We start from the raw sequence: 24979 nt of genomic DNA on the forward strand, positions 1-24979 counted from the left end.
TAATTCTTTGAAAATAATAAATAACATTACTAATAACATTTTTTATATAACTACGTATAATAAAATATGATGAATTTATTTTAGAAAATTGACATTCGATGAGAATAATAAAAAGGAGAAAATATATGAAAAAGTTCATTAATAATATAAAAAATGAAAATATTGAATTAACAGAAGTAGCAGCAACAGGTAGCAGTGGCAATATTCAGCAAGCCTTTAAAATAAATATTCATGATGGAAAAGGCTTTTATGAAACTGGGGTAAGTAATGCTTTTTGGTCAACTTTAACTATTACCGCAAAAATTTCTCAGCCTAAAAATGGAGAATGGACAATTATTATTAAAGATAAAGCAAGAAAAAATTTAGTTGTTTATGAAAATTATCATGTGGCACATGATAAAGAGATTTCATTTAATTATAAAACAGGCTTAAAAGTAAATCTTTTAATTGAAGCTACTTGGAATCAAGCTAAAGATACAATTTTGAGTGGAGAATTATCAATTAAGTACTAAAGTGCTGTTTTGAAAATAAAAATCTATCCATATTAAATCATCTCCTGGGTAACTGCAATATTAACGACTTCAGAAGGAGATTTATACCACCACTTGTAGAAGTGGAGACTTTCCTTCTGAAATGTCGTTAAAACAAAAAATCCATTAAAATCTTGAGATTTTAATGGATTTTTTGTTTTATAGAAAATTTAAAAGTGATTATAATATTAGACTTGTTCATTAACTTTTTCTAACAAAATAAAAAAGTCCTCTTCATTTTTACGTTCTAAATATGCGTCTATAAGTGACTGAGTAGACAATTTACTAAAGCCCTTATATCCATTATCTAATATATCAGTTAAAGCATTTATGAAATAATCTTTACTTTTATCTATATCCTTAAGCATATTATACGATATATCCTTTATTAATTCTTCTTTTATATTTTCTCGTAGCTTTTCAGTGTATTCTTTCATAAAAATTTGTGTTTCTTCAGGATATGCAGAAAAATCTCCTGAAATTATATCTTGAATTTCCATCATAGCCACTCCTTAGTAATTTCTGTTTTAAAGCGTATGTTCATTAAAGAATATGAGGGGATCTCATAAAATAAATTACAATAAACTTCTTTTATGGTAATATATTTTTATTTTATTGTTTATTCTATAGTCCCATGTTTTGCAATCATTGCTGCACCAATTATACCTGCTTTATTACCTAGTTCTGCTAAAACAATTTTAGCAATAGGTAATTCAGAATAAGATTTATTCGCCGCTACTTCATTTATAACCTTATCCAAAAGATATTGGCCTGCCCCTGCAACACCACCACCTAATGCTATTATTTCTGGATCAATGAAATTGACTATATTAAGTATGCCTATACCTAGATATTTTACTAAGCGATTCACTGCTATATTTGCTATTTTATCGCCTTCTCTAGCACAATCAAATATTATTTTTGCATCAATATTGTTAATATTTCCTCCTGCCCTTTCTATTATTATAGTGCTTTCATTCATTTCCTCAATTAATTTTTTTGTATGTTTTATTATAGCAGTAGAGGAAGCGAAGGTTTCTAAGCAACCATTTCTTCCACAATTGCAATTATAAAAATTTTCACCAACAACCATATGTCCAATTTCTGAGCCTATACCATTAAATCCACTATATACTTCACCATTTATAATAATTCCACCACCAATACCTGTTCCTAATGTAAGCATTAAGCTACTTTTACAATTCTTCATTGAGCCATTCTCATATTCCGCAAGTGCAGCCACAGTAGCATCATTATCTATATAAATTGGTTTATTAAGTGCATTTCCTAACATCTCTCTTAAATGTACATTTTTCCATCCAAGATTCACACAGAATATCACATTTCCATTTTTATCAGCTAAGCCTGGAATACCTATACCTATCGCTTTTATTCTTTTTAGTGGCATATTGTAATCCTCTAAAGTATTTAAAACTAGAGCTACCATATCCTCTATTATCTCATGGGGGTCCCTCCCAACTCTTGTAGCACATGACTTTTCATACTTTATGTTTCCCTGATCATCAACGATACCAACTGCAATATTAGTGCCTCCTAAATCAATACCTATATACATATACTTCTTCCTTTCATAGCCTCTGCTACTGTTCTTTTATTTAATAAATATATATTCAATTTAAAACCATAAATTTTATTTAAAGGTATTCACCAGCAAGCTAAAAAATGATTGAGTTTTTCATAAATTGTATTCCAATACGCTTTAACATTATATTCATAGAGGATTATAAAGAAATCAGTTCAAACAATTTCAGACGGATTAGTAGTGAATATTTTTAAAATTGGTTTGTTTTTGTATATGAATAAATTATACCATATATACGTATTTTTACTTTATAAATTTACAAAAGAGCCCAAGTAATTTAAAATTACTTGAGCTCTTTTTTAACAGATTTATATTTCGAATTATTTTTTTCATCCGGATTTATATATTCATAATCACCTACTTCATTTTTCCTGATTCCTAAAGATGCCATTTGTTTATTAGTAGTTTTAAGTTTATTAGTCATGTATCCACCTCTTTCTATAATATGGTTGCCATAAAAAAAATATTTATACATTATTTTTATACAAAAACTGGAGTTAAAATCACTTCGCATATTTTAGCTGAATTTAGGTAATTATAATATTAAAATGTATTTAGCAAATAAATATATATGTGAAAGGTGATGTTTTATATGGGAGTTTTACGTTGGATAGGCGGAATAGTAGTATTATTTTGGGCATTAGGTCTTATATTTAGAATTGGTGGCGGTATGATCCATATATTACTTGTAATAGCTGCAATAGTATTCATCGTGGATATGATTTCAGGAAAAAGAAGAACCTAGGGACAATTCTATTGGCATACATGAGAAAAAATAATGTTACACAGGATATCTATTGTTAAACATCCTGTGTAACATTATTTTTTCGCCTTTTTTGCTATGCCAGCATATAAATATTCTAGGTGCTTCGTATTAACGTCTCCCATTTTTAATATATCGATTCTACTTTTAGCCTTATTTAGAACTTCCTTTGCTTCATCAAAGTCCAGTTGCTTTATGCAAGAACTTGCATATTCTAGTAAATAATCGACTTTTATAACTACTTTTGCTAAGTCTTCTTTATCCTCATTTATTAAATTAATCAATAGAGAATATATTTGGGGAGAAGCCGTTGCCTTATAATTATATAAAAGATCATTGTTTTTACTACTTTTTTTTGTCATATTTAATACCTCTTTATTTTTTGACGTTTTGTATGTAACATTACTATTAAAATATTAACTACATATGAATATATGCCTTTTAAAGGCCCCTTTAGACACAGTACACCGATCATCTATGTGAAAGCCAACGGAAGTAATTTGCTCTTCCATATCCTCAAAAGTAATTATTACCATTCTATCTGCTATTCTACGAGTACTACCCATAATAGCTAACTGTTCCCCGGTCGTAATTTGAGTAAATATACCATAAGGAAGATCAACGATGGCCACATTAAATTTATTCACAATATCATTCATATCACAAATAGTTATTACATCATCATATCCGAAATACTGGAGGTTTGCCTTTGCATTTTCACCTATATATGGATTTATCTCATAACCTTTAATATTAATATCCATTGAAATAGCTTCAATTAGCACCGTTCCAATGCCACAACATGGATCTACAACGCTGCAATTTAAATTATTAGCTACAGCTATATTAACAAGGGCCCTACAAACATTCACCTTTAGTGCATTAGAATAAGAAAAAGGTTTTTTATTGTGTAATAGCCAGTCCGAAGTATTGCTCTCACATTCACCAAATATCCATTTGTTAGCTATTTTTGTTATGCCAAAAATAATTCCGGGATTTTTCATTTCAGCTTCTCCTAGTATATTAAAGCCTATTTCGAATTCAATCCTACGCCTCTCATGAAAACCAATATTTTCATCAGTAGCATTGATATAAGCAACTTTATAATTTATGCCGGTAAGTTTGTCCATAACAATTTGATCGATAATTTGTTTCAGTGTTTCTCCTGTATACATTATAGAAATGCATTTTTTTATAAAAGGACTTCTAGAAGGATCCACATAAATATTAGAAAATAAGTGCTTTTCATCAAGGGTTTTATCAAAGAGGCACTTTATTTCCATTTTGCATAAGCTTTCTTCATCACTGGAATAATTAGTTGTGTATAAATACTCCTTTTCATTTTGTGGTAGCTGAAACATTAAAGCACATCCTTTTAAATTATATTGATAGCTTTTAAAAATCCATCAACTTTTTTTTCGTATTCATCTTTGTTCTTCCAATACGCCTCTGCATGTCCGGCACCCGGGGCAATATATATATCTTTGTAGCCCTTCTTTACTGAGTACATTTGTTTACACATAAAAGTAGGTACATAGTCATCTTCGTCACCATGAATAAACAATATTGGGGTTTTCACATTAGGTAAAGTAGTTATAGGTGATACATCTTTGAAGTCCCAGCCAACTCGGATTTTGTTGATTTTACTTGATAATTTTATAAGTGGTAATCTTTTTATACCGTAATCTTTTTCTAATCTGTGTTTAAATAAATCTTGTGCATCAGAGTATCCACAGTCATCTATACAAAACTTAATTCTATCATCTATTGCAATATTCTGAAGAACTATGCCAGCACCCATGGACTCGCCATGCAATCCGACGATGATACTATTTCCTAATTTATTAAAAAGCCAATCAGTACATTTTTTCAAATCAAACTTTTCGTAATAACCAAAAGATGTATCTTTTCCACCACTTAGGCCGTGATTTCTATGATCATAAATAAAGATAGCGAAGCCTCTTTTTAAAAACATATCCATATATTTAACAGAGCCATACAAACTCCAAGTTATTCCATGACACAATATTATAGTTTTTTTTGAATTGTTATTTGGAAAGAAGAAACCATGAATTTTATAACCATATTGAGAATCTAGGTATACTTCTTGTTTTTCCAAATTATTAAATTTTTCTGTTTCTATTTTTCCTTGTTCTACTTCGTAATCGTAGGTATAATTATATTTTGAAACCTTAGGATATATAATTATGCTAGAAAAATACCACCCTATAATAAAAACAGTAATAATAATTAAAATTGATATAAAAAATGTTATATTTAACATTATAATACCCTCCCTAAAAAAAGAGCCCTTGTATTTTACCATAAGGGCCCTTTGGAATACACAATAAGTTGTAATACTAAGATTTCTTTCTAACCTTTAAAACATATATTATGCAAGCAATCCCAGCTAAAATTAATAAGGCATAAATCCAAAAGGTTAATGTCATAAAGATATATTCTGATTCGAAATAAATTACAGTAGAGCTGAGAGCAGGGATTACTAATGAATCACCTTTAAATTGTTTTATAGTTTTAACACCTGCTTTTTCTCCATCTACTACAACATTCCATTTGCCTTTCTTAGATAATTTAATGGTTGTGTCTTCTCTATTTGCATTAAAAGCTACTACAATATTCGCCCAAGTATCCATATTTGCACTGTAGTTCATTTCGTATGCTACCACATTCTCCGGGACTGTTAAAAAATTCAAGTTTTTCTTAATCATATCCGCAGAAGACATTCTGAAGGCAGGATGTGCTTTTCTTAACTCTATTAAACCCTTGAAATAATTAACTGTGCTAATGTTTTCTGATTTTCGAGTCCAATCAAGCTTATTTACACTATCAGGAGACTTATAAGAGTTCTTATCTCCGCCTTTAGTTCTCAAAAATTCCTGTCCTGATTGAAAGAATGGAATACCTTGGGAAGTAAGAATTATAGCATCTGCCATTTTGTGCATTTTTAATTTTACTTCATTATTATCCTTTTGGTTTGTTAAAAGAAGTTTATCCCATAATGTAGTATTGTCGTGAGATTCAGCATAAGTAATAGATTGTACAGGGTCTATCTTTTCCCAAGTTTTTATACCACTTGAGTAATCTATACCTCCGACTATTCCTTTTTTAATCTCTGTCTCCCCATTAGTTTTACCATTAACGAAGCCCTTTGATTTTGATTCGAATACGCTACCTTTTATTCCATCTCTTATTTTATCATTGAAATGTGATATTCCAGGCATTTTACTCGCATTTTTCTGTATTGCCGCTTTATCTTCTGAAAGAGTAGTACCAATATTAGAGCTCTCACCGATAATGAGAATGGAAGGATCTATATTATTTAATTTTTTTCTAACTTCATTCATTGTATTTATATCAAGGAGACCCATATTATCGAATTTAAATCCATCTATATTATATTCTTTTGCCCAATACATTACGGAATCTACAATAAACTTTCTTGCCATTGCATTTTCTGAAGCAATGGTATTCCCATTACCACTTTCATCTGTATTGCTACCATCTTTATCGTATCTATAATAATATCCAGGTACTAATTTATTGAAATTAGAATCATAGCTACTGTACATATGATTATAAACTACGTCCATGTTTACCCTTAATCCATTATCGTGAAGAGATTGCACTGCTTGTTTCAATTCCTTAACTCTAGTGATAGGATTGTATGGATCCGTTGAATAACTTCCTTCAGGTGCATTATAGTTTTTAGGATTGTAACCCCAGTTAAATTGTGGCTTTTTTGAAGTCTCATCCACACTAGCATAATCAAATATTGGCATAAGCTGCACATGAGTTACCCCTAGGGATTTTATATAATCAACACCCGTCTTGGTACCATCTGTTCCCTTTGTACCTGTTTCAGTAAACGCTAAGAATTTACCTTTCTTTTCCATGCCGCTGTTTTGGTCTATAGAAAAGTCTCTAACATGTAGTTCGTATATAATTGCATCATTTAGATTTTTAAAATTAGGCTTTTCACTTGGATTCCATTTTTCAGGAGTTGTTTCCTTTAAGTTGATTACAGCACCCTTGTCTCCGTTTACAGACACAGAACGAGCATAAGGATCTACAGCCTCATTCCAAACCCCTGCAATATTGACCTTATAAGTATAAAATATGTCCTTTTGATCTCCATTTAAGTCAAAGGTCCAGGTACCTTTGACACTTTTTTTCATGCTAGATTCATTACCAATTTTATCATCCCATTTTTTATAGGTTACAAGCTTTACCTCTGTTGCAGTTGGTGCCCATACCCTAAAGCTTGTTTTATTGGTAGAATAAGTATTACCTAAATCATTTCCTTCATAATAAAACATTTTTTCAAAACCAGCACTTCCCATTACATCCCCAATCACTACGTCTTTTTCCGGAAAACCTTTTTTTGAAATCGTAAGTTTTTGATTTAGTTTCACGTTTTCACTAAGCTCTATCTTCGCAACTTTTGTAGTACCATCCTTTACTTCATTACTTGTTACTTTTTTTATTTTTACAGACTTTCCATCGGCATTAACTGTAATGCCTTCAGTACCTTGCGGGATAAATGAAAATGCTAAGTTTGTTTCTATACTTATGCTATTCAAGTCATCTAATTTTGCAACTACAAATTTACCTGACTTATCTAAATCATTTTCAGCAGGTGATACCACCTTGGTAGCACCTGCTTTAGCTTCAGCTACTGAATAGTATACTTTAGAGTCACCTCCATTAATCCAAACTTCTCTAGCACCATCATTGAATTTTTCAATAAACCTATTCTCCTCAGTGTCCTTTTCCCCTTTGTCTGTGCGTACTATAAAACCTACTTTATTAAATTTATCATCGAATTTAACTTCACATATCTGACCAAATGCATCCTTGCCAGTGAAATCAAACTTACTTCCCTCTTCGTTATCAGTCAACAACCATATGTTCCATTTTAAATCACTGGTTGGATTTTTAGCATAATGAACAATTATATTCATCTTACCGCTTTTAGCAAAAGTGTGCATGCTTGGGAACAGAAAAAACAATTCTGTTATAACTAAAATAGCTGCAAGAAAAATGCTAACTGCCTTACTTTTGTTACTCTGTATATCAAAGTTCATAAATTTCTCCTCTAAAAAAATTATGGTAATCTAATGTACTACCCCTTACTATATAAACATTTTTCAACTTAATCCATTATATAATTTTAGAGAGATATATACAAGTAATTTATTAATCTATTAAATCATCTTTGGGGTCACTGCAATATTAACGACTTCAGAAGGAGAATTATATATTACTCCACAAGGGAAAAACCGTACACTTTATCTCTAGTGCACGGTTTTCATTAATTTTATTTGTAACATTAATTAATCTTGTCTTTCTGAGAACACCTTGTTAATAATGTCTACTCTAGAACTACCTATTATATTAGATATTTTTAAAGATATATTACCATCCTTATAAATTCTATCCTCATTTGCATTAACTAATACCATTATTTTTTCTTTTAACTTTTCATATGCTATAACATCGTCTAAATATAAATCTACTAAATCCTTCAAACATGATGCTAATTCTTTTGGGTCCTTATAAACTTTTCTCATACTGTACTCCTTATTATTCATTTTAATGTGTATCTTCTCATTATAGCCTAATATCTTTAAAATTTAAAGATATGTTGAAGGAATTCTAGCTATTTTCTATATAATTACCTTGGAAAATGTATTGTTTACAATTTTAACTAAAGAAATTATACTAATATTAGGCAAGCATGATGTAATTGCTAATTGGAGGTATTTTATGATATTTTATTTTTCAGGAACTGGTAATTCACTTTATATTGCTAAAAACATAGCAATGCAAAATAACGAAAATCTAATTTCCATAGCAGCTACTATGAAGAAAGATAACGAATCCTATGAATACACATTAAAAGATAACGAGTTAATAGGATTTGTTTATCCTGTTTATGCATGGGGACCACCAAAACAGGTTCTTGAATTTATTAATAAATTCAAATTTATGAACTACAATAATAACTATATATTTACTGTAGCAACTTGTGGAGCGAATATAGGCAATACTGTTCAGGTTTTTGATAAAGCCTTGAAAAAAAAGAGTTTGCATCTAAATAGTGGATTTTCAGTAGTAATGCCCAATAATTATATTATTTTCGGGGATGTTGACACTAAGGAAGTTGAAAATAAAAAACTTTTAGAATCTAAGCAGGTAGTAGCTATCATAAACAATACATTAAAGAGTAGGCTAAATAATGTTTATCATCTTGAAAAAGGATTGATACCTAGGGCGATGACCTATATAGCAAATCCACTATTTAATAAGCACGCTCTTAACACAAAGAATTTTCATGTCAATGAAAAATGTAATGGCTGTGGGTTATGCGAAAAGGCATGTAACAGCGGAACAATTAAAGTTCAGGAAAAGCCTATATGGGGCAAAAGTTGTACCCAATGTTTATCTTGCATTCATTTATGTCCTACTAATGCAATTCAATATGGTAAAAGTACAGAAAAGAAAGGCAGGTATAAGCATCCTAAAATTACAGTTAATGATATGATAATAAATTAAGTATAAAAACCCCTCAATAATTTTATATTGAGGGGTTTTTATTTTTCCGATGAATGGAACTATATTTGCTACTTGACTATTATTCAGCCATCTCTAAAGCTATTTTCATCATATTAGTAAAGGCTTCTTGTCTTTCTTCAGACGTAGTCACCTCATGAGTTACTAAATTATCAGAGACTGTTAATAAACAAGATGCTTTCTTCCCCAATATATTTGCATTATGGAATAGAGCAAATGATTCCATTTCTACGCAAGTACAACCTTGCTTTTCATAAATATCTTTATATTCATCAAAATTTTCACGATAAAATACATCCGATGAGTGAACTCTATTTTTATGAACTTTTATGCCTAAATCGTCTGCCATTTTCTCTAACTTACTATTTAAAACAGATGATGCAGCGATTGTATCAGATTCATATCCACTTTGAATCTTTGCATAAGTGGATTCACTCCAAGCTTCAGTGCAAAGTATTACATCATATAAATTTAAATCATTAGTGTAAGCACCACATGAACCAATTCGTATAATATTTTCTACACCATAAAAATCAAATAATTCATATGAGTAGATACCAATACTAGGCATACCCATTCCACTTGCCATTACAGAAATTTTACGTCCTTTATATGTACCCGTGTATCCAAATATATTTCGTACGTTATTAAATTTTGATACATTTTGTAAAAATGTTTCTGCAATAAATTGTGCCCGTAATGGATCCCCTGGCATTAATACTGTTTTTGCAATAATTCCTTCTTCTTTTACTTCAATATGCGCTGTTGGTATCATATTGAAACCTCCTTATACTTATATTTATTTTTTGAAATATAGTGAATTGTACTCCTAACTAATAATTAATGATACATTAATTATTATACCAAATTAAAAGCATAAGAAAATGCTAGATGATACTTATTTGAGAATTTTTTTTATTTTAACGACAATCAGTGACCCAGTAGATGATTTAATTCACAAAATCAAGCATATATATCGTTATTTCAGGTTTTTACAATATTAATTATTAATTAGGTTTACATTTTTATAGGTTTACATAATTGAAATTATGTAAACCTATTTTGTAATATTTCCAAATCTCTTTATTTATTTTTATAATATTAATAAATTTTTGTATATGATATAATCATATGATAAATAATATGATAAATAATATGATAAATAATGAATTCTAATTGTTTAGGCAATTTAAAATTATAGATTGGAGATATGATACAAATGCATAACTATGAAACTATACCAAATTTTATACCAGCAGTAGCTTCAATTTTACCTGAAACAAATAATGATATTTATTTTTTATTTTACAATAATGAGTTATTAGTTAAATCTGAAGTTAATAAAACAATAATACCCACAATTAAAGATCTAGCAGATTTAAAATTATATAATATTCAATATCTTGGTTCCATAAATGGTGAAAATTGCTTTTGTGGAGAAATGAACAAAGATGCTATTATCCCAAACAGTATGTGTTTTCTCAACCTTAAATCTTTAACTCATCAGTTATCTAACAACATGTTTTGGATAGCTGGGAGAGCTAAACAAATAGTAAACTTTAATAATGATCATAAATATTGTGGCAGATGTGGTACATTAGTTCAGAGAATTGATGGAGAAATAGCTAAAAAATGCTCCAAATGTGGACTTGTAAATTACCCTAGGATTTGCCCAGCCATAATTGTAGCTGTTGTAAAGGATGGGAAATTACTTCTTGCTCATAATAATCAATTTCCTAAAGATTTATATAGTGTAGTTTCTGGCTTTGTAGATGTTGGAGAGACTTTTGAGGAGTGTGTTGTTCGCGAAGTTCGTGAAGAAACAGGAATCACTGTAAAAAGTATAAAATATTTTGGGAATCAGCCTTGGCCTTTCCCTAATTCACTAATGATAGGATTTACTTGCGAATACGAAAGCGGAGAAATACAAGTAGATGGAAAAGAAATTGGGCATGCTAAATGGTATAGTTCTAATGAAATGCCTTTAACACCTGATACCATAAGCATAGCTAAAAAATTGATTGACTGGTTTACTGAAAATAATTAAATAAAGAAGTATATATTAATTTAACAAAATAGAAGTTAGAATTCTTAATTCTTAGCGAATTAGATTCTAACTTCTATTTTTTCTTAATATATTTAACAATATTTTTTCTCCTTAAACTATATTTTCTTTTTTAATTTTAATCATTAAATCAGTATAGTGTTACAATCTAATACTTAATTTATTACGGTTAAACTTAACTTTTGTATTCCTAAGTAATTAATAAAATGGCTTCTTAGCCGATTGCAATGGCAATCATCTTTGAATTCTTAGTTTACGTATAGTTTCTATATATTTTTTATGACCTCTCCCCACTCTCTTATATTTTATTGGGGGTATCAAGTTTGTTTAAAGATTTTACTAAATATATGATAAGTTGCGCTTCTTATATTTATAATATAACATGACAATGATAATTTGTCAATAGTTATTATTAATCAATAAAGGAAATTTTATAATTCCAATCCATAATTTTGTGTTATAATTTTATATATATAAAAGAAAATAACAAGTCACTGATTTCGAGAATATTTTGTTGAATTGCTTAATATAAAATAACAATGAAAAGAGGTTTAATGATGAATAAGAAAGAGTTGGCAAACATAAGAAAAGAGTTTAAATTAGATAGTGGCATGATGAAAATCCAGGAAATTTATAGTGTTTATCTAAAAAAAGATAATGTACAAATTGATTATGAGCCAGTTATTCATTCGGAATTTGATTATTTTGATAGAATGGATATGGATAAAAAAGAGTTATTTCTAGGTAATTTTAAAAAAGTTCTTACTGGTGCTATTGATACTAAAATTTTCGAGTTGGATGTTCAAAATATAGAAGAAGAAAATAACACTCAAAAAATTTTAGGTGGCGCTTTAAAATCAAGTGATAAAAATGAAATTCAAAGCTATATTAATAAGCTTATTGAAAAAATTGCGGCTAACTATAAATATGAAACTGATGTGGTTGTTACTTTCATTAAAGCTGAATACTGGCTAGGCTCTAACCACAAAAATATGGATGCAAATGAAAGTATCGATGATTCTGTCCAAGCCTTTAATTTTATTCTAGCAAGTGTAAACAAAATAGATATTCCGAAGAGAACTCTAAAATTCGACTACACTGATAAGGAATTTAAAGCAAATTCAGCCCTAGATTCTGTTATCAATCTTAATGCCCCCTTGGAGGGCTTTATGTTCCCAAGTCTTACTAATGGGTATTCAGATATTAATAAAATTTTATATTATGCTTCAAAACCTAAGGAATTAAACACAGCCTTTATTGAAAATGTTCTTAACTGTGCTTTTAAATTTACTGCTGAAGATGAAAAAAATTGCTTTAGTGATATATTAAAATCTATAATTGGAGATAAAATAAAACCTGAACTTATGCAAGATATTTATGTGAATATCCACGAATTTTCGGAGCAAGCTGAAGAAGGTGAAACTCCTACTCTTGGATCTAGCGATATTAAAAATATCCTTAATAATTGTGGCGCAGAGATTATATGCGATATAGAAACCGCTTTTGAAGAAACTTGCGGTAGCAAATATGATTTTAAGATAAACAATATTGTACCTGAATTTAATTCAAAATCCATTAAAATTACTAGTGAAATTGCAAATATTACTTTAACCCCTAAGGAACTAACTTCAATTAAACAAGTAAAAAATAAGGACGGTAGAAGATGTCTGCTTATTGAAATTGATGAGGATATTGTTATAGAAGGATTTAAATTAGAAACTGAGGAGTTTTAAATTCTAACCTCCATATTAAATCATCTCCTGGGGAGATGCAATATTAACGACTTCAGTAGGAAAGTCGATAAAAGGAGAATATTAGTGCATCTTAGATGACACTAATATTCTCCTTTTATTCTATATTTATTCTTAGGCCTACCGACTTTACCGTATTCCATTTCAACTACAAGTTTTTGTTCTTTCTCTAAATAATCTAAATATCTTCTAGCAGTTATTCTAGAAACTCCGATATTTTTTGCCATCTGATCTGATGTAAAAGGAGTATCTTTCATGTTAGATATACCCACTAAAACTTTTTTATAGGTGTATTGATTAAATCCCTTAATGTCACCAATATTCTCATCATATTCTATCACGTGTTTATTCGTTTTTATGGTATATTTATCAATAGCTCCTTGCTCCATACTATCAAAGTTTTTAAAACTATTCTTTCTATTTTTAAATTGAAGAAGTGCTTCTTTAAATCTATTGAATATAAAGGGTTTTACTAAATAATCTACTGCACCATATCGAAAGGCTTCTTCAACCGTTTCTGTGTTCCTATCTGCAGTGATTAATATAACATCACATTTTAAATTTTCGAGTCGTATCCACTTTAATAAATCTATACCCTTCCCTTGCGGAAAAAAAACATCTAATAATATTAAGTCAGGTTTCCCACTTAATACAACTTCTTTTGCTTTTTCAATTGAGTTAACACAATCATATAGTGTAAATCCCTCAACCTTTTTTAAAAATTTTTCGTTGATCTTTGCCACCATCGGGTCATCTTCAACAATAAGAACCTTAATCATATCATCTACCCCTTTTCATTGGTATAAATATATCCCATATAGTCCCATTTTCTTGTAAAATATTTATATCTCCACCAGCATAATCTATTATTTGTTTTACAATACTAAGCCCAAATCCTCTATTTCCAACTTTAGTTGTAAATCCGCGAACAAAAACACTATCTATTATATTTTCACTAATTCCAGGTCCATTATCCTGTATCCTTATTATAAGTGCTTCATTAGTAGAATTTAATCTTATAAATATCCTACCATTTTCAAATTTCACTAATTCTTCAATAGAATTTTCTATTAAGTTTCCAATAACAGAACAAATTTCATCTACTGTTATGTTTTCAGGAATTTTATCTATATAAGAATTTGTATCAATTTCTAAAGAAATCTTTGCTTCTGTTGCCTTATTATATTTGGCAAGTAAGATCCCCGCTATGTGTATATTCTTAATTTTTTTATTGAGAATATCAGAAACTTCGCCTCGTAGCTTCGATATATGACAAATATATTCAATTACCTCATCATATTCTTCTAATTGTATAAGTCCTGAAATAGTGTGAAGTTTATTCATAAACTCGTGATTTTGTGCTCTTAATGCACAGGTCATTTTTTTAATTCCCGTTAATTCTTCGGCCATATTCTTAACCTCTGTTAAGTCCTGAAAACTGGATACAACACCTATAATTTCTTCTCTATGATTTTTTAATAATGTATGACTGCACATAAGGGTTCTATTCTGTCGTATTTTAATTTCTTGGTTATATACCCCTTCATGAGTCCTCAATACTTCCATCATTTCATCTGTATAATTAAAGTTAAAATTAGCAACCTTTTTACCTATATCCTCATCTTCTAATTTTAGGATTTCCTTAGCTATTTTGTTAAAGAGTATTACTTTACCATCTTTATCAATAGCTAGAATTCCATTTTTCAGATTCTGCAAAATTAAGTCTCTCTGGCCTAATAGAAGTGCAATTTCCTTTGGCTCTAGCCCAAATATGCTTTTCTTTATTAAATTTGATAGAATGGCCGCACCAATTATTCCCATTAAAAGGCCACCTACTAAAGCTATCTTTAAATAAAATAAATGAAAGCTAAGTTCACCATATACGGTATCTGTTAAAAGGCCCACTAAAACTGCTCCTACTTGTTCTCCTTTATAATATATTGGTACAAAGGCTCTTATTGCAGAAATCAGCACATTTCTATCCTTAGATACATAAGATTCGCCCTTTGTAATCACCCGTTCTTCTCCACCGTCGGCATATTTTTTGCCTAGCGAATTTCCATAGGGATAGGAATATTTTATTCCCTTCATATCCATAACAATAATATATTTAAATCTAGTTTTTTCTCTGAAACTTTCTATAGTCTTTTGAACAGTTTCATAATCTTTTGAGGTTGCTAAAGTTTCTTCAATTATATCAATAGACGCAATAGTTACAGCTAAATCCATAGCATTATTTCCCATTTGAGTTTCCACAGAATTTTGAGCTTGGTAATAAGTAACAACTCCTATACTACCAATCACGATAAATATTATAATGCTCATAAATATTGTTAATCTATACTGTAATTTCAATAACACTCCACCTCATATTGTCATTTATTTACTTTTGCTTTATCTAACCCATCCTTTATAGCTTTTATAAGCCCATTACTTGTATATGTAGCTCCTGCCACAACCGCAACATCTGAGCTATTGGATTTAATTACTCTCGCTGGTATTTTTTTATAAACTATATCAGCTATTATTGGAATTTCTTGTTGTTCTAATATATTAATTTCTTTTATTTCATATTTATCCGTTACTATTTCTACCTTTATAGGCCCAATATGCCCCTCTGCATTTCCCTCATAGATTCCTTCTTTATAAATTATATTTTTAGAACCACAAGCCACTAGGCTAGTTGCTAAAACTATTGTTAAAGTTAGTCCTAATAATTTTTTCAAATAAGTCTCCCCTCTTGTTATTACCCTTGACCTTCTCTGTTGTAAATATCGATTATTATAATAATATCGGTTTTGAGCTTCTTTCTCCTTTCAATTATACCATTAACTATGCCATTGTAAAACTTTTGAGATGATTTAATAATCCTTATATCCAAGGACAAAATACCCCCTCTAAAATATCAATTATAATAAAGAAAAACAATCCAATTATACTTAGAATTAAAATTCCTGAGTACATTTGTATATAATTTATTCTCATCCAGGAGTCCATAATAAAATATCCCATGCCATATTCAGTTCCGAAATTTTCAGTAAAAAATAAAACCGATATCGCTGTACCTATGCCTATCCTAAGAGATGTTAATATAGCTTTAAGAATTCCTGGAAAAACAATTTCTTTTATTATTTGAAAATTTGTTGCTCCCAATGAATACATAGGATAAAAAACGTCTTCAGGAATATTTTTCACTTCATCTCGTATATTAACTACTACCGGAAAAAAGGTAATTAAAAAGATCATAACTATTTTTGTCAAATCTCCTAACCCAAAAATAAGCATTACTATCGGAAGTAATGCAATCTTAGGTATTGGATAATTAAAATATATAATTGGTGAAAATATTAAATCAATTTTTTTAAAGTATCCCATTAAAATCCCCACTGGCACACCTATTGCCAAAGTAAATAATATCCCTACCATAATTCTATTAAAACTGTAAATAACATGGATTGATATATCGCTATGAAAAGTTCTAAATATATTTATAATTATTGCATATGGTGGTGGAAATAAAGGCTTATTAATAATCATAGCTATTATTTGCCATAAACTAAAAATAATAATAAAAGCAATAACAAAATTAATTATTTTATATTCTTTAAGTCTCATTACTACGTGTCCCCTTTAAGAATTTTTCTAAGTTTACTATTTATATGTATGTACTCTAAATCTACTTCTGTAGTTACACGTCCAAACAATGGATTGCTTATAACTTCAACTATTTTTCCTGGAGACGATGAGATTACAGCTATGTCCTTTGCTAAATATATTGCTTCCTTAATATCATGGGTTACAAGGATGGTGGTAACCTTATGTTCTTCCCATACTTCTAAAAACAATTTTTGAACATCCTCCCTAGTCATAGCATCTAATGCAGAAAAAGATTCATCCATTAAAAGTAAATCTGGTTTTAATAATAGAGCTCTAGCCAGGGAAACTCTCTGCATTTGTCCCCCACTTAGCTGACTAGGGTACCTTTTAACAAAGTCTTCAATCTTTAACTCCTTTAGAATTTTTTTGTAAAATTCTATATCTATATTACCCTTGCCATCTTTAATTTTCGTTGAGAGAAATATGTTATCTTCTACGGTTTTCCATTTAACTAGTCCATAATTCTGAGGTATTAATCCAATTCTATGTATTTTAGGATCTGCTTTTTTTCCATCTATTAAAACTTTACCTTCATAGTCTACAATAATTCCTGCTAGAACTTTTAATAAGGTTGATTTGCCTCCACCTGAGGGTCCAATTACAGCACATATTTCCCCTTTTTTCACTGTTAAATTTAGATTTTCTATAACCTTGACCTGTTTGTCTACATTTTTATAACAAACATTTAAGTTGTTTATTTTTATCATTTATTTCCACTCCACTCATGACATAAATCACTATCTATATCTAAGTTTTCAAGAATTCTCCCCACAGTGATATTTATAATATCGTCAATGGTTTTAGGCTTTTGATAAAAAGCTGGCATAGGCGGCATTATCCTAACATTTAAATTACTTAAAAAAAGCATGTTCTGAAGATGAATAGAACTAAGGGGCGTTTCTCTTGGAATCAAAATCAACTTTCTTTTTTCTTTAATAATTACATCCGCAGCTCTTATTAGTAAACTATCGGAAGTACCACTTCTTATTTTTGAAAGAGTTCCCATTGAGCATGGCACAATTACCATTCCATTAGTCTTAAAGGAACCACTTGCTATAGAAGAAAACATATCGTCTATTGCACATAATTTAAGTCTGCCTTTGGTTTTATTAATATTTTGGAGCCATTCCTCAAAATTAATTTCAACCTCATATTCTAAAACTTTTCTACCATTATCCGTAATAACTAAATAAACTTCATTATCTTTTTTTATTAGTTCTTCTATAAGTCGTACACCATAAATGCTTCCACTGGCTCCAGTAATTCCTACTATATATCTTCCCAAATAAATCACCTCTTAATTATAATATAAACATATCTAATACAGTAAAAACAAATATCAAAACACTTACAACTTGGTTTATGTGATAAGAAGCAATTTTCATCTTCTTTTCGTTTGTTGGCGATACAATATAATGTTCCAATGCTAATAAAATAGCACTTATAAAAATACCAAATAAATATATAAAGCCTGTATGCATTATAAAATATAAGCTAATTAACAGTAAAATCATAATAAAGTGAAACAATGTGGATATGTATAAAGCACCCTTTAGACCAAATTTAGCAGGTATAGAAAATAAACCTGTTTTTCTATCAAAGTTAATATCTTGAGTTGCATAAATTATATCAAAACCTGATACCCATAAAGTTACTACAGCGCCTAAAATAATTGGTGTGAGCGCAAATTTTCCTGTTACTGCAAGCCATGCTCCCACAGGAGCTCCCCCACAGGTAATACCTAGAATAATATGGCATATCCATGTAAATCTTTTAGTATAGGAATAAATTATAAAAAGAAAAAGTGCCACTGGTGATAATACAAAACATAAAGTATTTAATTCATATGCTGCTAAAACAAAGATTGAAAAACACAGTATTACAATTCCCCAGACTTCATAATCCTTTACTACTCCTTTTGGCAAATGTCTATTTGCCGTTCTAGGATTCTTTTTATCAATATCTTTATCTACAATTCTATTGAGAGCATTAGCTCCATTCCGTGCTCCAATCAAAGCAATTAATATCCAAAATATTGTGAGACCTGAAGGTAACCCATCAGCTGCCCAAATCATTGCTATTAAAGCGAAAGGAAGAGAGAATAGTGTATGCGAAAACATAACTAACTCTCCATACTTTTTAAGTTTCTTTAATACCATATTCCTTCCACCTCTTATCTACCATTTCTTTAATTTCATCCGACATTTCTATATCATCTGGCCAAGGCCTTAAATGTCCTTCTGTGGGCCATTTTTTTGTAGCATCTATACCTATTCTAGAACCATAATGAGGAGTATTTGATGCATGATCTAGTGCATCTAAAGGTCCTTCTGAAATTACTAAATCCCTTTTAGGGTCTATATTGTTAAATACTTTCCATGCAACGGTTGAAATATCATGTGGATCTATATTTTCATCTACAACTATAATCATTTTCGTATACATCATTTGTCCAAGCCCCCATAGCGCATTCATAATTTTATGAGCATGCTTTGGATAAGATTTTTTAATAGAAACAATTACACAATTATGAAACACCCCTTCTAAAGGGAAATTCATGTCTATTATTTCAGGGCATTGAACCTTTATTAGGGGTAAAAAAATCCGTTCTGTAGCTTTTCCTAGGTAGCAATCTTCCATAGGAGGCTTACCTACAATTGTTGTAACATACACTGGATTTTTTTTTCTTGTAATCTTTTCAATATGAAACACGGGATACATATCTTCAAGAGAATAATATCCTGTATGGTCACCGAAGGGGCCTTCTAGTCTTTTTTCATCTAAATCTACATATCCTTCTAGTACAAATTCAGCATTAGCAGGTACATAAATGTCATTGGTAATACATTTAACAATTTCTAAAGGTGATTTTCTAAGAAATCCTGCAAAAATCATTTCATCTATCATTTTTGGAAGTGGTGCAGTTGCTGCATATATAGTTGCTGGGTCACATCCTATAGCTACAGATACAGGCATTTTCATTCCAAGCTTCCTATATTTTTCATATATCTCTTTGCCGTCTTTATGTAGATGCCAATGCATACCAGTGGTATTTTTATCATACACTTGAAGCCTATACATTCCAACGTTCTGCTGGTTAGTCTCTGGATCCTTTGTTATTACGAGTGGAAGCGTTATGTATCGTCCTCCATCTTTTGGCCAGCACTTTAATATTGGAAGTGTACTTAAATCTGCTTCCTCTATTATCTCTTGACAAGGTGCATTTTTCACTTTTTTAGGAAACACTCTTGCAAGCCTAGCAAGTTTGGGAATAGATTTCACCTTATTCATTAAGGTTATGTAATTAGTAACATCCATAAAATCCATTATAGTTTCAGCAATTTCATCAAGATCTTCCACTTCTAGTCCATAGTTAATTCTTTCGTAGCTTCCTAAAGAATTAATTAATACTGGATAGTCAGAATTTTTTACATTCTTAAAAAGCAATGCGTTGCCATTTTTTTTTGAAACCCTATCAGCTATCTCCGTAATTTCAAGATCGCTATCTACTTCTATTTCAATTTCATCTAAAAGTTCTTTTTCTTTCAATTTCTTTATAAAATCCTGTAAATCTTTATAAGCCATAAAACGACTCCTTTCTAGAATTGATTAGGAATTACGATTTAATAATTTTTGTGTTATATCTTTAACTATTTCTTTACTTTCACAATCAGGTAATTTTTCTATATAATCAAAAGCTTTTTTTGTATATTTATTCGCTAAGTTTTGAGCTTTATCTATTCCTTTGTATTTATTAACTAATATAGTTATTTCGCGTACATCCTCATCATTTAATGAAGAGTTATCTAAAATAGTAGAAATTCTATTTTCTTTATCCTCTGCCATAGCATATATTAGTGGCAGTGTGTAATAACCTTTTATTAAATCGCTTTGAGGATTTTTCCCCAGTTTAGTAGTATCTCCACTATAATCTAGCAGATCATCTATAATTTGAAAAGCCATTCCAATATAGTAACCAACTCTTCCGAGTAATTTTGAAGTTTTCTCACTACAGTTAGATTCCTTTGCACCAGTGTAAAAGCTGATAGCAAATAAAGCTGCTGTTTTTCCAGATATAATCTTTATGTATTTTTTAAGGCTTGTGTTTCTTGCGTATCTGATATTATATTGTCTTATTTCCCCCATACATATTTTAGATATAGCCTTTGAAATATCTCTTAAGTTTTCCGTAGAATAATCAAATCCAGATAGCATTATAAAACATTGACAAAATAAAAAATCACCTATATACACTGCATATTCTTTACTGTATTTATGTTGTATGGTTTCTGTGCCACGTCTCAGTTTAGATTCATCTACAACGTCGTCATGAACTAATGTTGCCATATGCATCATTTCGATGGCAGCCGCTAAATTATGCATTTTATCATAGTTATATTCTCCGAATTTTGCTGCTAATAGTAGAAATGCAGGCCTTAACATCTTTCCTCCTGCGTCAACTAATGGAGAAATAGCTTCATCAAACTCCTTCTCACTAGATTTTACATTGGTCTTAATTATTTTCTTTATGTTTTTCAATTCTTCTGCAACGTCAGGGTAATTGTCCCAAAACTTACTCATTTTATCACCTATGTCCAATTATTATTTTAAAAATCTTTGCTTTTTTTTTATAACTATTAATTACTTATTATAAATATTCCACTATAAAATCAAATGTCCTTTTAATTATTTTTAAAAGGACATTTGATTTAAAAAATTCAATTTTTAATTACAGTACTGTTGTTTAAATGTATAATTCTTAATCAATGTATAAATAAGATTTTTTAACAAATCCTATACGCTTCCAATATTTTTTAAGTACTGGTAATACATAGTAATCTAACCCGAAAGTACTTCCAGATCCACCTATAAGCGCAATTCCTGCACTTAAGTACCATAACATCTCGGTAGGAGCCATTCCCGAAGTCCAAATCATCATACCCATAGCAATTGACATAAGTGAAGCTAATGCTGTAAATAATCCAACTATCAATAATAATCCTACGCATATTTCTGCAATTACCATACCTGTTTGGAAAATTGAAGCTAAAGTCGTAAATCCACCGTCCCCTGTATAAAAGAAAGCATCCATAGACCATTTAACCATTTTTCCTATAAAACCTGGCACTGGCAATGCTGCCACTGCAGTCGTTGCCGCTTCTACTGCAGTCTTTGCTCCTTCTGCTGCAGCTGTTGCTGCAGTTGCTCCATCAACTACTGGAGCAGGTATTAAGAATATTTTTGAAGGATCAGCTATTATTTTAGGTAATTTTGCAAGTCCTTCTGATAACCACTTGTAACCAACGAACATTCTTAGTACTACTAGCCAGAAATTTGGAGATGATTTTGAAAAATATCCACCCACAAGGCTTCTATTATCTTTAATATGGAAAAATTCATGCAATAAATATGAAAAGCATTTGTTAAATCCAGCAACCTGGATAAAGTATACAATATTTATAAAGTGTTTAACAAATAATGCAAAGAAACCAGATAAACTATAGAATTTTTTGCCGGATCCAATGCTCGCTAATCCATATTTACCGCCTATACATACCATTGCACCATGGAATGTAGGTTTATAGGATTTTTTTTCTGTGCCTTTTATATCACTATAAACATTATGTGCAATTAAATCAGCAGATGCTTCTGCATTTTCTACCATCTGAGGAACAGGTCTTTCCTCACCTTCAGGAATAAAGAAGATATTATCACCAACAATATAAACATTTTTATAATCTAAAGATTGTAACTTGTCGTCAGTTACTATTCTTTTCCTACCCTTTTGCGCTATATCCATTTTACCGACAATATCTGAACCCTCAACACCAGCTGTCCAAATTACTGTATAGGTATTAACGGTACCATTATTTCTTATTGTAGCACAATCTTTTGTAACTTCCGTAACACCGGCATTAGTGAGTACTTTAACTCCTAATTTGTTAAGTCTTTTTTTAGCTTTTGCAATTAACTTGTCTGGAAAAGTAGGTAATATTTTAGGTAAGTCATCCGCTAAATATAAGGTTACTTCTTCTTCTCCTATGTAAAATTCCTTGCATAATCTTTCTTTCCACTCACCTAATTCACCCATCATTTCAACACCTGTGAACCCACCACCAACAACAATAAATGTTAGCAATTTTTGTCTTTCTGCTTTGTTTGGTTCTTTCACAGCTTTTCTGAACATTTGAAGGATATGCTCTTTTAAATTTACAGCATCTTCGTATGACCATAATTTATGGCAGTATTCCTGCGCGCCTTTTATGCCAAAGTAAGTTGGCTTGGAGCCAGCACCAATAACTAGATAATCGTATTCGTAGCTATTATTTTTAGATTTTAATACATTATTTTTAAAATCTAAATCTGTAATTTCATCAAGTACAACCTCTACTTTTCTTTTTGCAAATATTTTTTTCAGATCAATTCTGATTGATTCTTCTGTTACCCTTCCTGCTGCCACTTCATGAAGTTCAGTAAGTAATGTATGGTATGGATTTTGATCTATAAGAGTAATTTCAACATTCTCATCTTTTTTAAACTTTTTAGCTAGTTTCTTCGCGGTTAATATTCCTCCATATCCGCCTCCAAGTATAGCTATTCTTTTCTTTTCACTCATACTATATCCCCTTCTGTTTAAAAATTATTGTTTATAGGACTGTTTTTATAAAAAATCATAGTTTATAAATATCAAACCATAGAATTATTAATACATTAAAATATATTACTTTATAAAAAATTAAATACATTATTAACACTTCACCAAGTCTTTATTTATTTTCAACTTCCTTAGTTAAAATTTTATCATAATAATTTTAGCTATGCAAATAAGAAAGCGATTTGTTCATTAATATGTATTTTGTTAATTTAGTTCATGTATATGTTCCACAGATTGGGTTTATAGCTGTTTACACTAGGTTAAATAAGTGTTATGATGACTGCGTTATTTACATTACATTACTGTGCTTTATATTATTTTATCCATACTTCACTTTATTTAAACTTTCTAAAATTATATTATTGGAGGCACATTATGAAAAAAAATTTTTTAGCACTTATATTAGTGTTGATAATGGGCGTAAGCATCGTTGGTTGTTCTAACAATCAAAAAAAAGATTCAAGTTCGCAATCGATAAAAACTCTAACTATTGGTGTTATGCCTGATTTAGACTCCCTTCCATTTATTATAGCAGATCACAATGGATATTTTAAACAAGAAGGTATTCAGGTAAAACTAGAGCATTTTAAAAGTGCATCAGATAGGGATACAGCCCTTCAAGCTGGGAAAATTCATGGAGCAATATCTGATATGCTTTCGGTAGTATTTTTTAACGATAATAAATTTGATGTTAAAATCACATCAAAAACAGAAGGTAGCTTTAAATTGATTTCCGGAAAAAACTCTAATATTTCTAAAATTGAACAATCTGCTGGAAAATCCATAGGAATTTCTAAAAATACTATAATTGAATACTTAACAGATAGGATTATAGAGAGTTCAAACATAGATGTTAACTCACCAAAAAAAGTTGCAATACCAAAGATACCTACTCGCCTTGAGATGCTAACTAATGGGAAACTAGATATTGCTACATTACCAGAACCCCTTGCAAGTACTGCGATTTCTGCCGGTGGCAAAGTTTTGAGTAGTTCTGATAAACTAGGTATAAACCCTGGTGTAATGTTATTCACAAAAGATACAGTATCCTCGAAATCTGAAGAGATAAAATCATTTTATAAAGCGTATAATAAAGCTGTTGAATATTTAAAAAAAGAAAAGCCGGAAAGCTATATTGATTTTGTAATTAAAGAAGCTGGCTTCCCTGCTACTGTAAAAACCACACTAACTGTTCCGAATTATTCAAAGGCTTCTATGCCATCTGAAAAAGAGTTACAGGAAGTTATAACTTGGCTTAAAGCAAAAAAACTAACTACTAATAATTACAAATTACAAGATTTATCAAATAGTTCATTTATTAAATAATATGCCATGGTAATAATATATAACCTCTTTTTCAC

General features: G+C 30.1%; 25 protein-coding genes. 6 read left to right on the forward strand and 19 right to left on the reverse strand.

Annotation, left to right across the window (positions count from 1 at the left end):
• Positions 1–125 precede the first annotated feature (125 nt).
• Positions 126–512 (forward strand): hypothetical protein, encoded by a 387-nt coding sequence (locus ACWJJ7_RS03100; protein ID WP_462963885.1) that lies wholly within the window; start codon positions 126–128, stop codon positions 510–512.
• A 206-nt stretch (positions 513–718) separates the two neighbouring features.
• Here ACWJJ7_RS03100 and ACWJJ7_RS03105 read toward each other — a convergent pair whose 3' ends face one another.
• The 3 genes from ACWJJ7_RS03105 to ACWJJ7_RS03115 form a co-directional block, all read right to left on the reverse strand.
• On the reverse strand, positions 719–1030 hold the full coding sequence (locus ACWJJ7_RS03105) for a hypothetical protein (protein ID WP_462963886.1): 312 nt from the start codon (positions 1028–1030) through the stop codon (positions 719–721).
• Between the two features lie 119 nt (positions 1031–1149).
• Entirely contained in the window at positions 1150–2106 is a 957-nt protein-coding gene (locus ACWJJ7_RS03110) for an ROK family protein (protein WP_462963887.1), read from the reverse strand.
• 310 nt (positions 2107–2416) lie between these two features.
• The gene (locus tag ACWJJ7_RS03115; RefSeq protein ID WP_462963888.1) at positions 2417–2557 is read right to left on the reverse strand and encodes a hypothetical protein; all 141 of its coding nucleotides are present in this window, start codon (positions 2555–2557) and stop codon (positions 2417–2419) included.
• 168 nt (positions 2558–2725) lie between these two features.
• On the opposite strand from ACWJJ7_RS03115, the gene ACWJJ7_RS03120 reads away from it, so the two are divergent.
• A complete protein-coding gene (locus ACWJJ7_RS03120) occupies positions 2726–2878 on the forward strand; it encodes a lmo0937 family membrane protein (protein WP_462963889.1) in 153 nt (50 codons plus the stop codon).
• Positions 2879–2952: 74 nt separating this feature from the next.
• Here the strand turns inward: ACWJJ7_RS03120 and ACWJJ7_RS03125 are convergent, their stop codons facing one another.
• The 5 genes from ACWJJ7_RS03125 to ACWJJ7_RS03145 all read right to left on the reverse strand — a co-directional run bounded on the left by ACWJJ7_RS03125 (position 2953) and on the right by ACWJJ7_RS03145 (position 8487).
• Entirely contained in the window at positions 2953–3258 is a 306-nt protein-coding gene (locus ACWJJ7_RS03125) for a hypothetical protein (RefSeq protein WP_462963890.1), read from the reverse strand.
• Positions 3259–3312: 54 nt separating this feature from the next.
• Complete coding sequence (locus tag ACWJJ7_RS03130) at positions 3313–4257, reverse strand: TRM11 family SAM-dependent methyltransferase (RefSeq protein ID WP_462963891.1); 945 nt, start codon at positions 4255–4257, stop codon at positions 3313–3315.
• A 14-nt stretch (positions 4258–4271) separates the two neighbouring features.
• A complete protein-coding gene (locus ACWJJ7_RS03135; protein WP_462963892.1) occupies positions 4272–5180 on the reverse strand; it encodes an alpha/beta hydrolase in 909 nt (302 codons plus the stop codon).
• A 76-nt stretch (positions 5181–5256) separates the two neighbouring features.
• Entirely contained in the window at positions 5257–8001 is a 2745-nt protein-coding gene (pulA, locus tag ACWJJ7_RS03140) for a type I pullulanase (RefSeq protein WP_462963893.1), read from the reverse strand.
• 249 nt (positions 8002–8250) lie between these two features.
• Positions 8251–8487 (reverse strand): TIGR04540 family protein, encoded by a 237-nt coding sequence (locus tag ACWJJ7_RS03145; RefSeq protein ID WP_462963894.1) that lies wholly within the window; start codon positions 8485–8487, stop codon positions 8251–8253.
• A 196-nt stretch (positions 8488–8683) separates the two neighbouring features.
• On the opposite strand from ACWJJ7_RS03145, the gene ACWJJ7_RS03150 reads away from it, so the two are divergent.
• The gene (locus ACWJJ7_RS03150; RefSeq protein ID WP_462963895.1) at positions 8684–9472 is read left to right on the forward strand and encodes an EFR1 family ferrodoxin; all 789 of its coding nucleotides are present in this window, start codon (positions 8684–8686) and stop codon (positions 9470–9472) included.
• A 79-nt stretch (positions 9473–9551) separates the two neighbouring features.
• Here ACWJJ7_RS03150 and deoD read toward each other — a convergent pair whose 3' ends face one another.
• Positions 9552–10265, reverse strand: coding sequence for a purine-nucleoside phosphorylase (gene deoD, locus ACWJJ7_RS03155; RefSeq protein ID WP_462963896.1), 714 nt, complete (start codon positions 10263–10265; stop codon positions 9552–9554).
• A gap of 444 nt (positions 10266–10709) precedes the next feature.
• Here deoD and nudC point away from each other — a divergent pair, with 444 nt between their 5' ends.
• Entirely contained in the window at positions 10710–11537 is an 828-nt protein-coding gene (gene nudC / locus ACWJJ7_RS03160) for an NAD(+) diphosphatase (protein ID WP_462963897.1), read from the forward strand.
• Positions 11538–12112: 575 nt separating this feature from the next.
• A complete protein-coding gene (locus ACWJJ7_RS03165; RefSeq protein WP_462963898.1) occupies positions 12113–13288 on the forward strand; it encodes a DUF4317 family protein in 1176 nt (391 codons plus the stop codon).
• A gap of 101 nt (positions 13289–13389) precedes the next feature.
• On the opposite strand, the gene ACWJJ7_RS03170 is transcribed toward ACWJJ7_RS03165, so the two are convergent.
• The 10 genes from ACWJJ7_RS03170 to ACWJJ7_RS03215 all read right to left on the reverse strand — a co-directional run bounded on the left by ACWJJ7_RS03170 (position 13390) and on the right by ACWJJ7_RS03215 (position 23579).
• Complete coding sequence (locus ACWJJ7_RS03170) at positions 13390–14085, reverse strand: response regulator (protein ID WP_462963899.1); 696 nt, start codon at positions 14083–14085, stop codon at positions 13390–13392.
• Between the two features lies 1 nt (position 14086).
• Positions 14087–15661 (reverse strand): ATP-binding protein, encoded by a 1575-nt coding sequence (locus ACWJJ7_RS03175; RefSeq protein WP_462963900.1) that lies wholly within the window; start codon positions 15659–15661, stop codon positions 14087–14089.
• 20 nt (positions 15662–15681) lie between these two features.
• The gene (locus tag ACWJJ7_RS03180) at positions 15682–16032 is read right to left on the reverse strand and encodes an FMN-binding protein (protein ID WP_462963901.1); all 351 of its coding nucleotides are present in this window, start codon (positions 16030–16032) and stop codon (positions 15682–15684) included.
• A gap of 145 nt (positions 16033–16177) precedes the next feature.
• Entirely contained in the window at positions 16178–16921 is a 744-nt protein-coding gene (locus ACWJJ7_RS03185) for an ABC transporter permease (protein WP_462963902.1), read from the reverse strand.
• Between the two features lie 2 nt (positions 16922–16923).
• A complete protein-coding gene (locus ACWJJ7_RS03190) occupies positions 16924–17670 on the reverse strand; it encodes an ATP-binding cassette domain-containing protein (RefSeq protein ID WP_462963903.1) in 747 nt (248 codons plus the stop codon).
• On the reverse strand, positions 17667–18248 hold the full coding sequence (locus ACWJJ7_RS03195; RefSeq protein WP_462963904.1) for a UbiX family flavin prenyltransferase: 582 nt from the start codon (positions 18246–18248) through the stop codon (positions 17667–17669). The genes ACWJJ7_RS03190 and ACWJJ7_RS03195 overlap by 4 nt, the downstream gene beginning before the upstream one ends.
• A gap of 16 nt (positions 18249–18264) precedes the next feature.
• Complete coding sequence (locus ACWJJ7_RS03200) at positions 18265–19122, reverse strand: UbiA-like polyprenyltransferase (protein WP_462963905.1); 858 nt, start codon at positions 19120–19122, stop codon at positions 18265–18267.
• Positions 19103–20548, reverse strand: a complete 1446-nt coding sequence (locus ACWJJ7_RS03205) for a menaquinone biosynthesis decarboxylase (RefSeq protein ID WP_462963906.1) — start codon at positions 20546–20548, stop codon at positions 19103–19105. The genes ACWJJ7_RS03200 and ACWJJ7_RS03205 overlap by 20 nt, the downstream gene beginning before the upstream one ends.
• Positions 20549–20572: 24 nt before the next feature.
• Positions 20573–21544, reverse strand: a complete 972-nt coding sequence (locus ACWJJ7_RS03210; RefSeq protein ID WP_462963907.1) for a polyprenyl synthetase family protein — start codon at positions 21542–21544, stop codon at positions 20573–20575.
• A 178-nt stretch (positions 21545–21722) separates the two neighbouring features.
• The gene (locus tag ACWJJ7_RS03215; RefSeq protein ID WP_462963908.1) at positions 21723–23579 is read right to left on the reverse strand and encodes an FAD-dependent oxidoreductase; all 1857 of its coding nucleotides are present in this window, start codon (positions 23577–23579) and stop codon (positions 21723–21725) included.
• Positions 23580–23993: 414 nt separating this feature from the next.
• Between ACWJJ7_RS03215 and ACWJJ7_RS03220 the strand changes: the two genes are divergently transcribed.
• Positions 23994–24944, forward strand: a complete 951-nt coding sequence (locus ACWJJ7_RS03220; RefSeq protein ID WP_462963909.1) for an ABC transporter substrate-binding protein — start codon at positions 23994–23996, stop codon at positions 24942–24944.
• Positions 24945–24979 lie beyond the last annotated feature (35 nt).

The sequence above is a fragment of the Clostridium sp. CM042 genome (genome assembly GCF_055080995.1).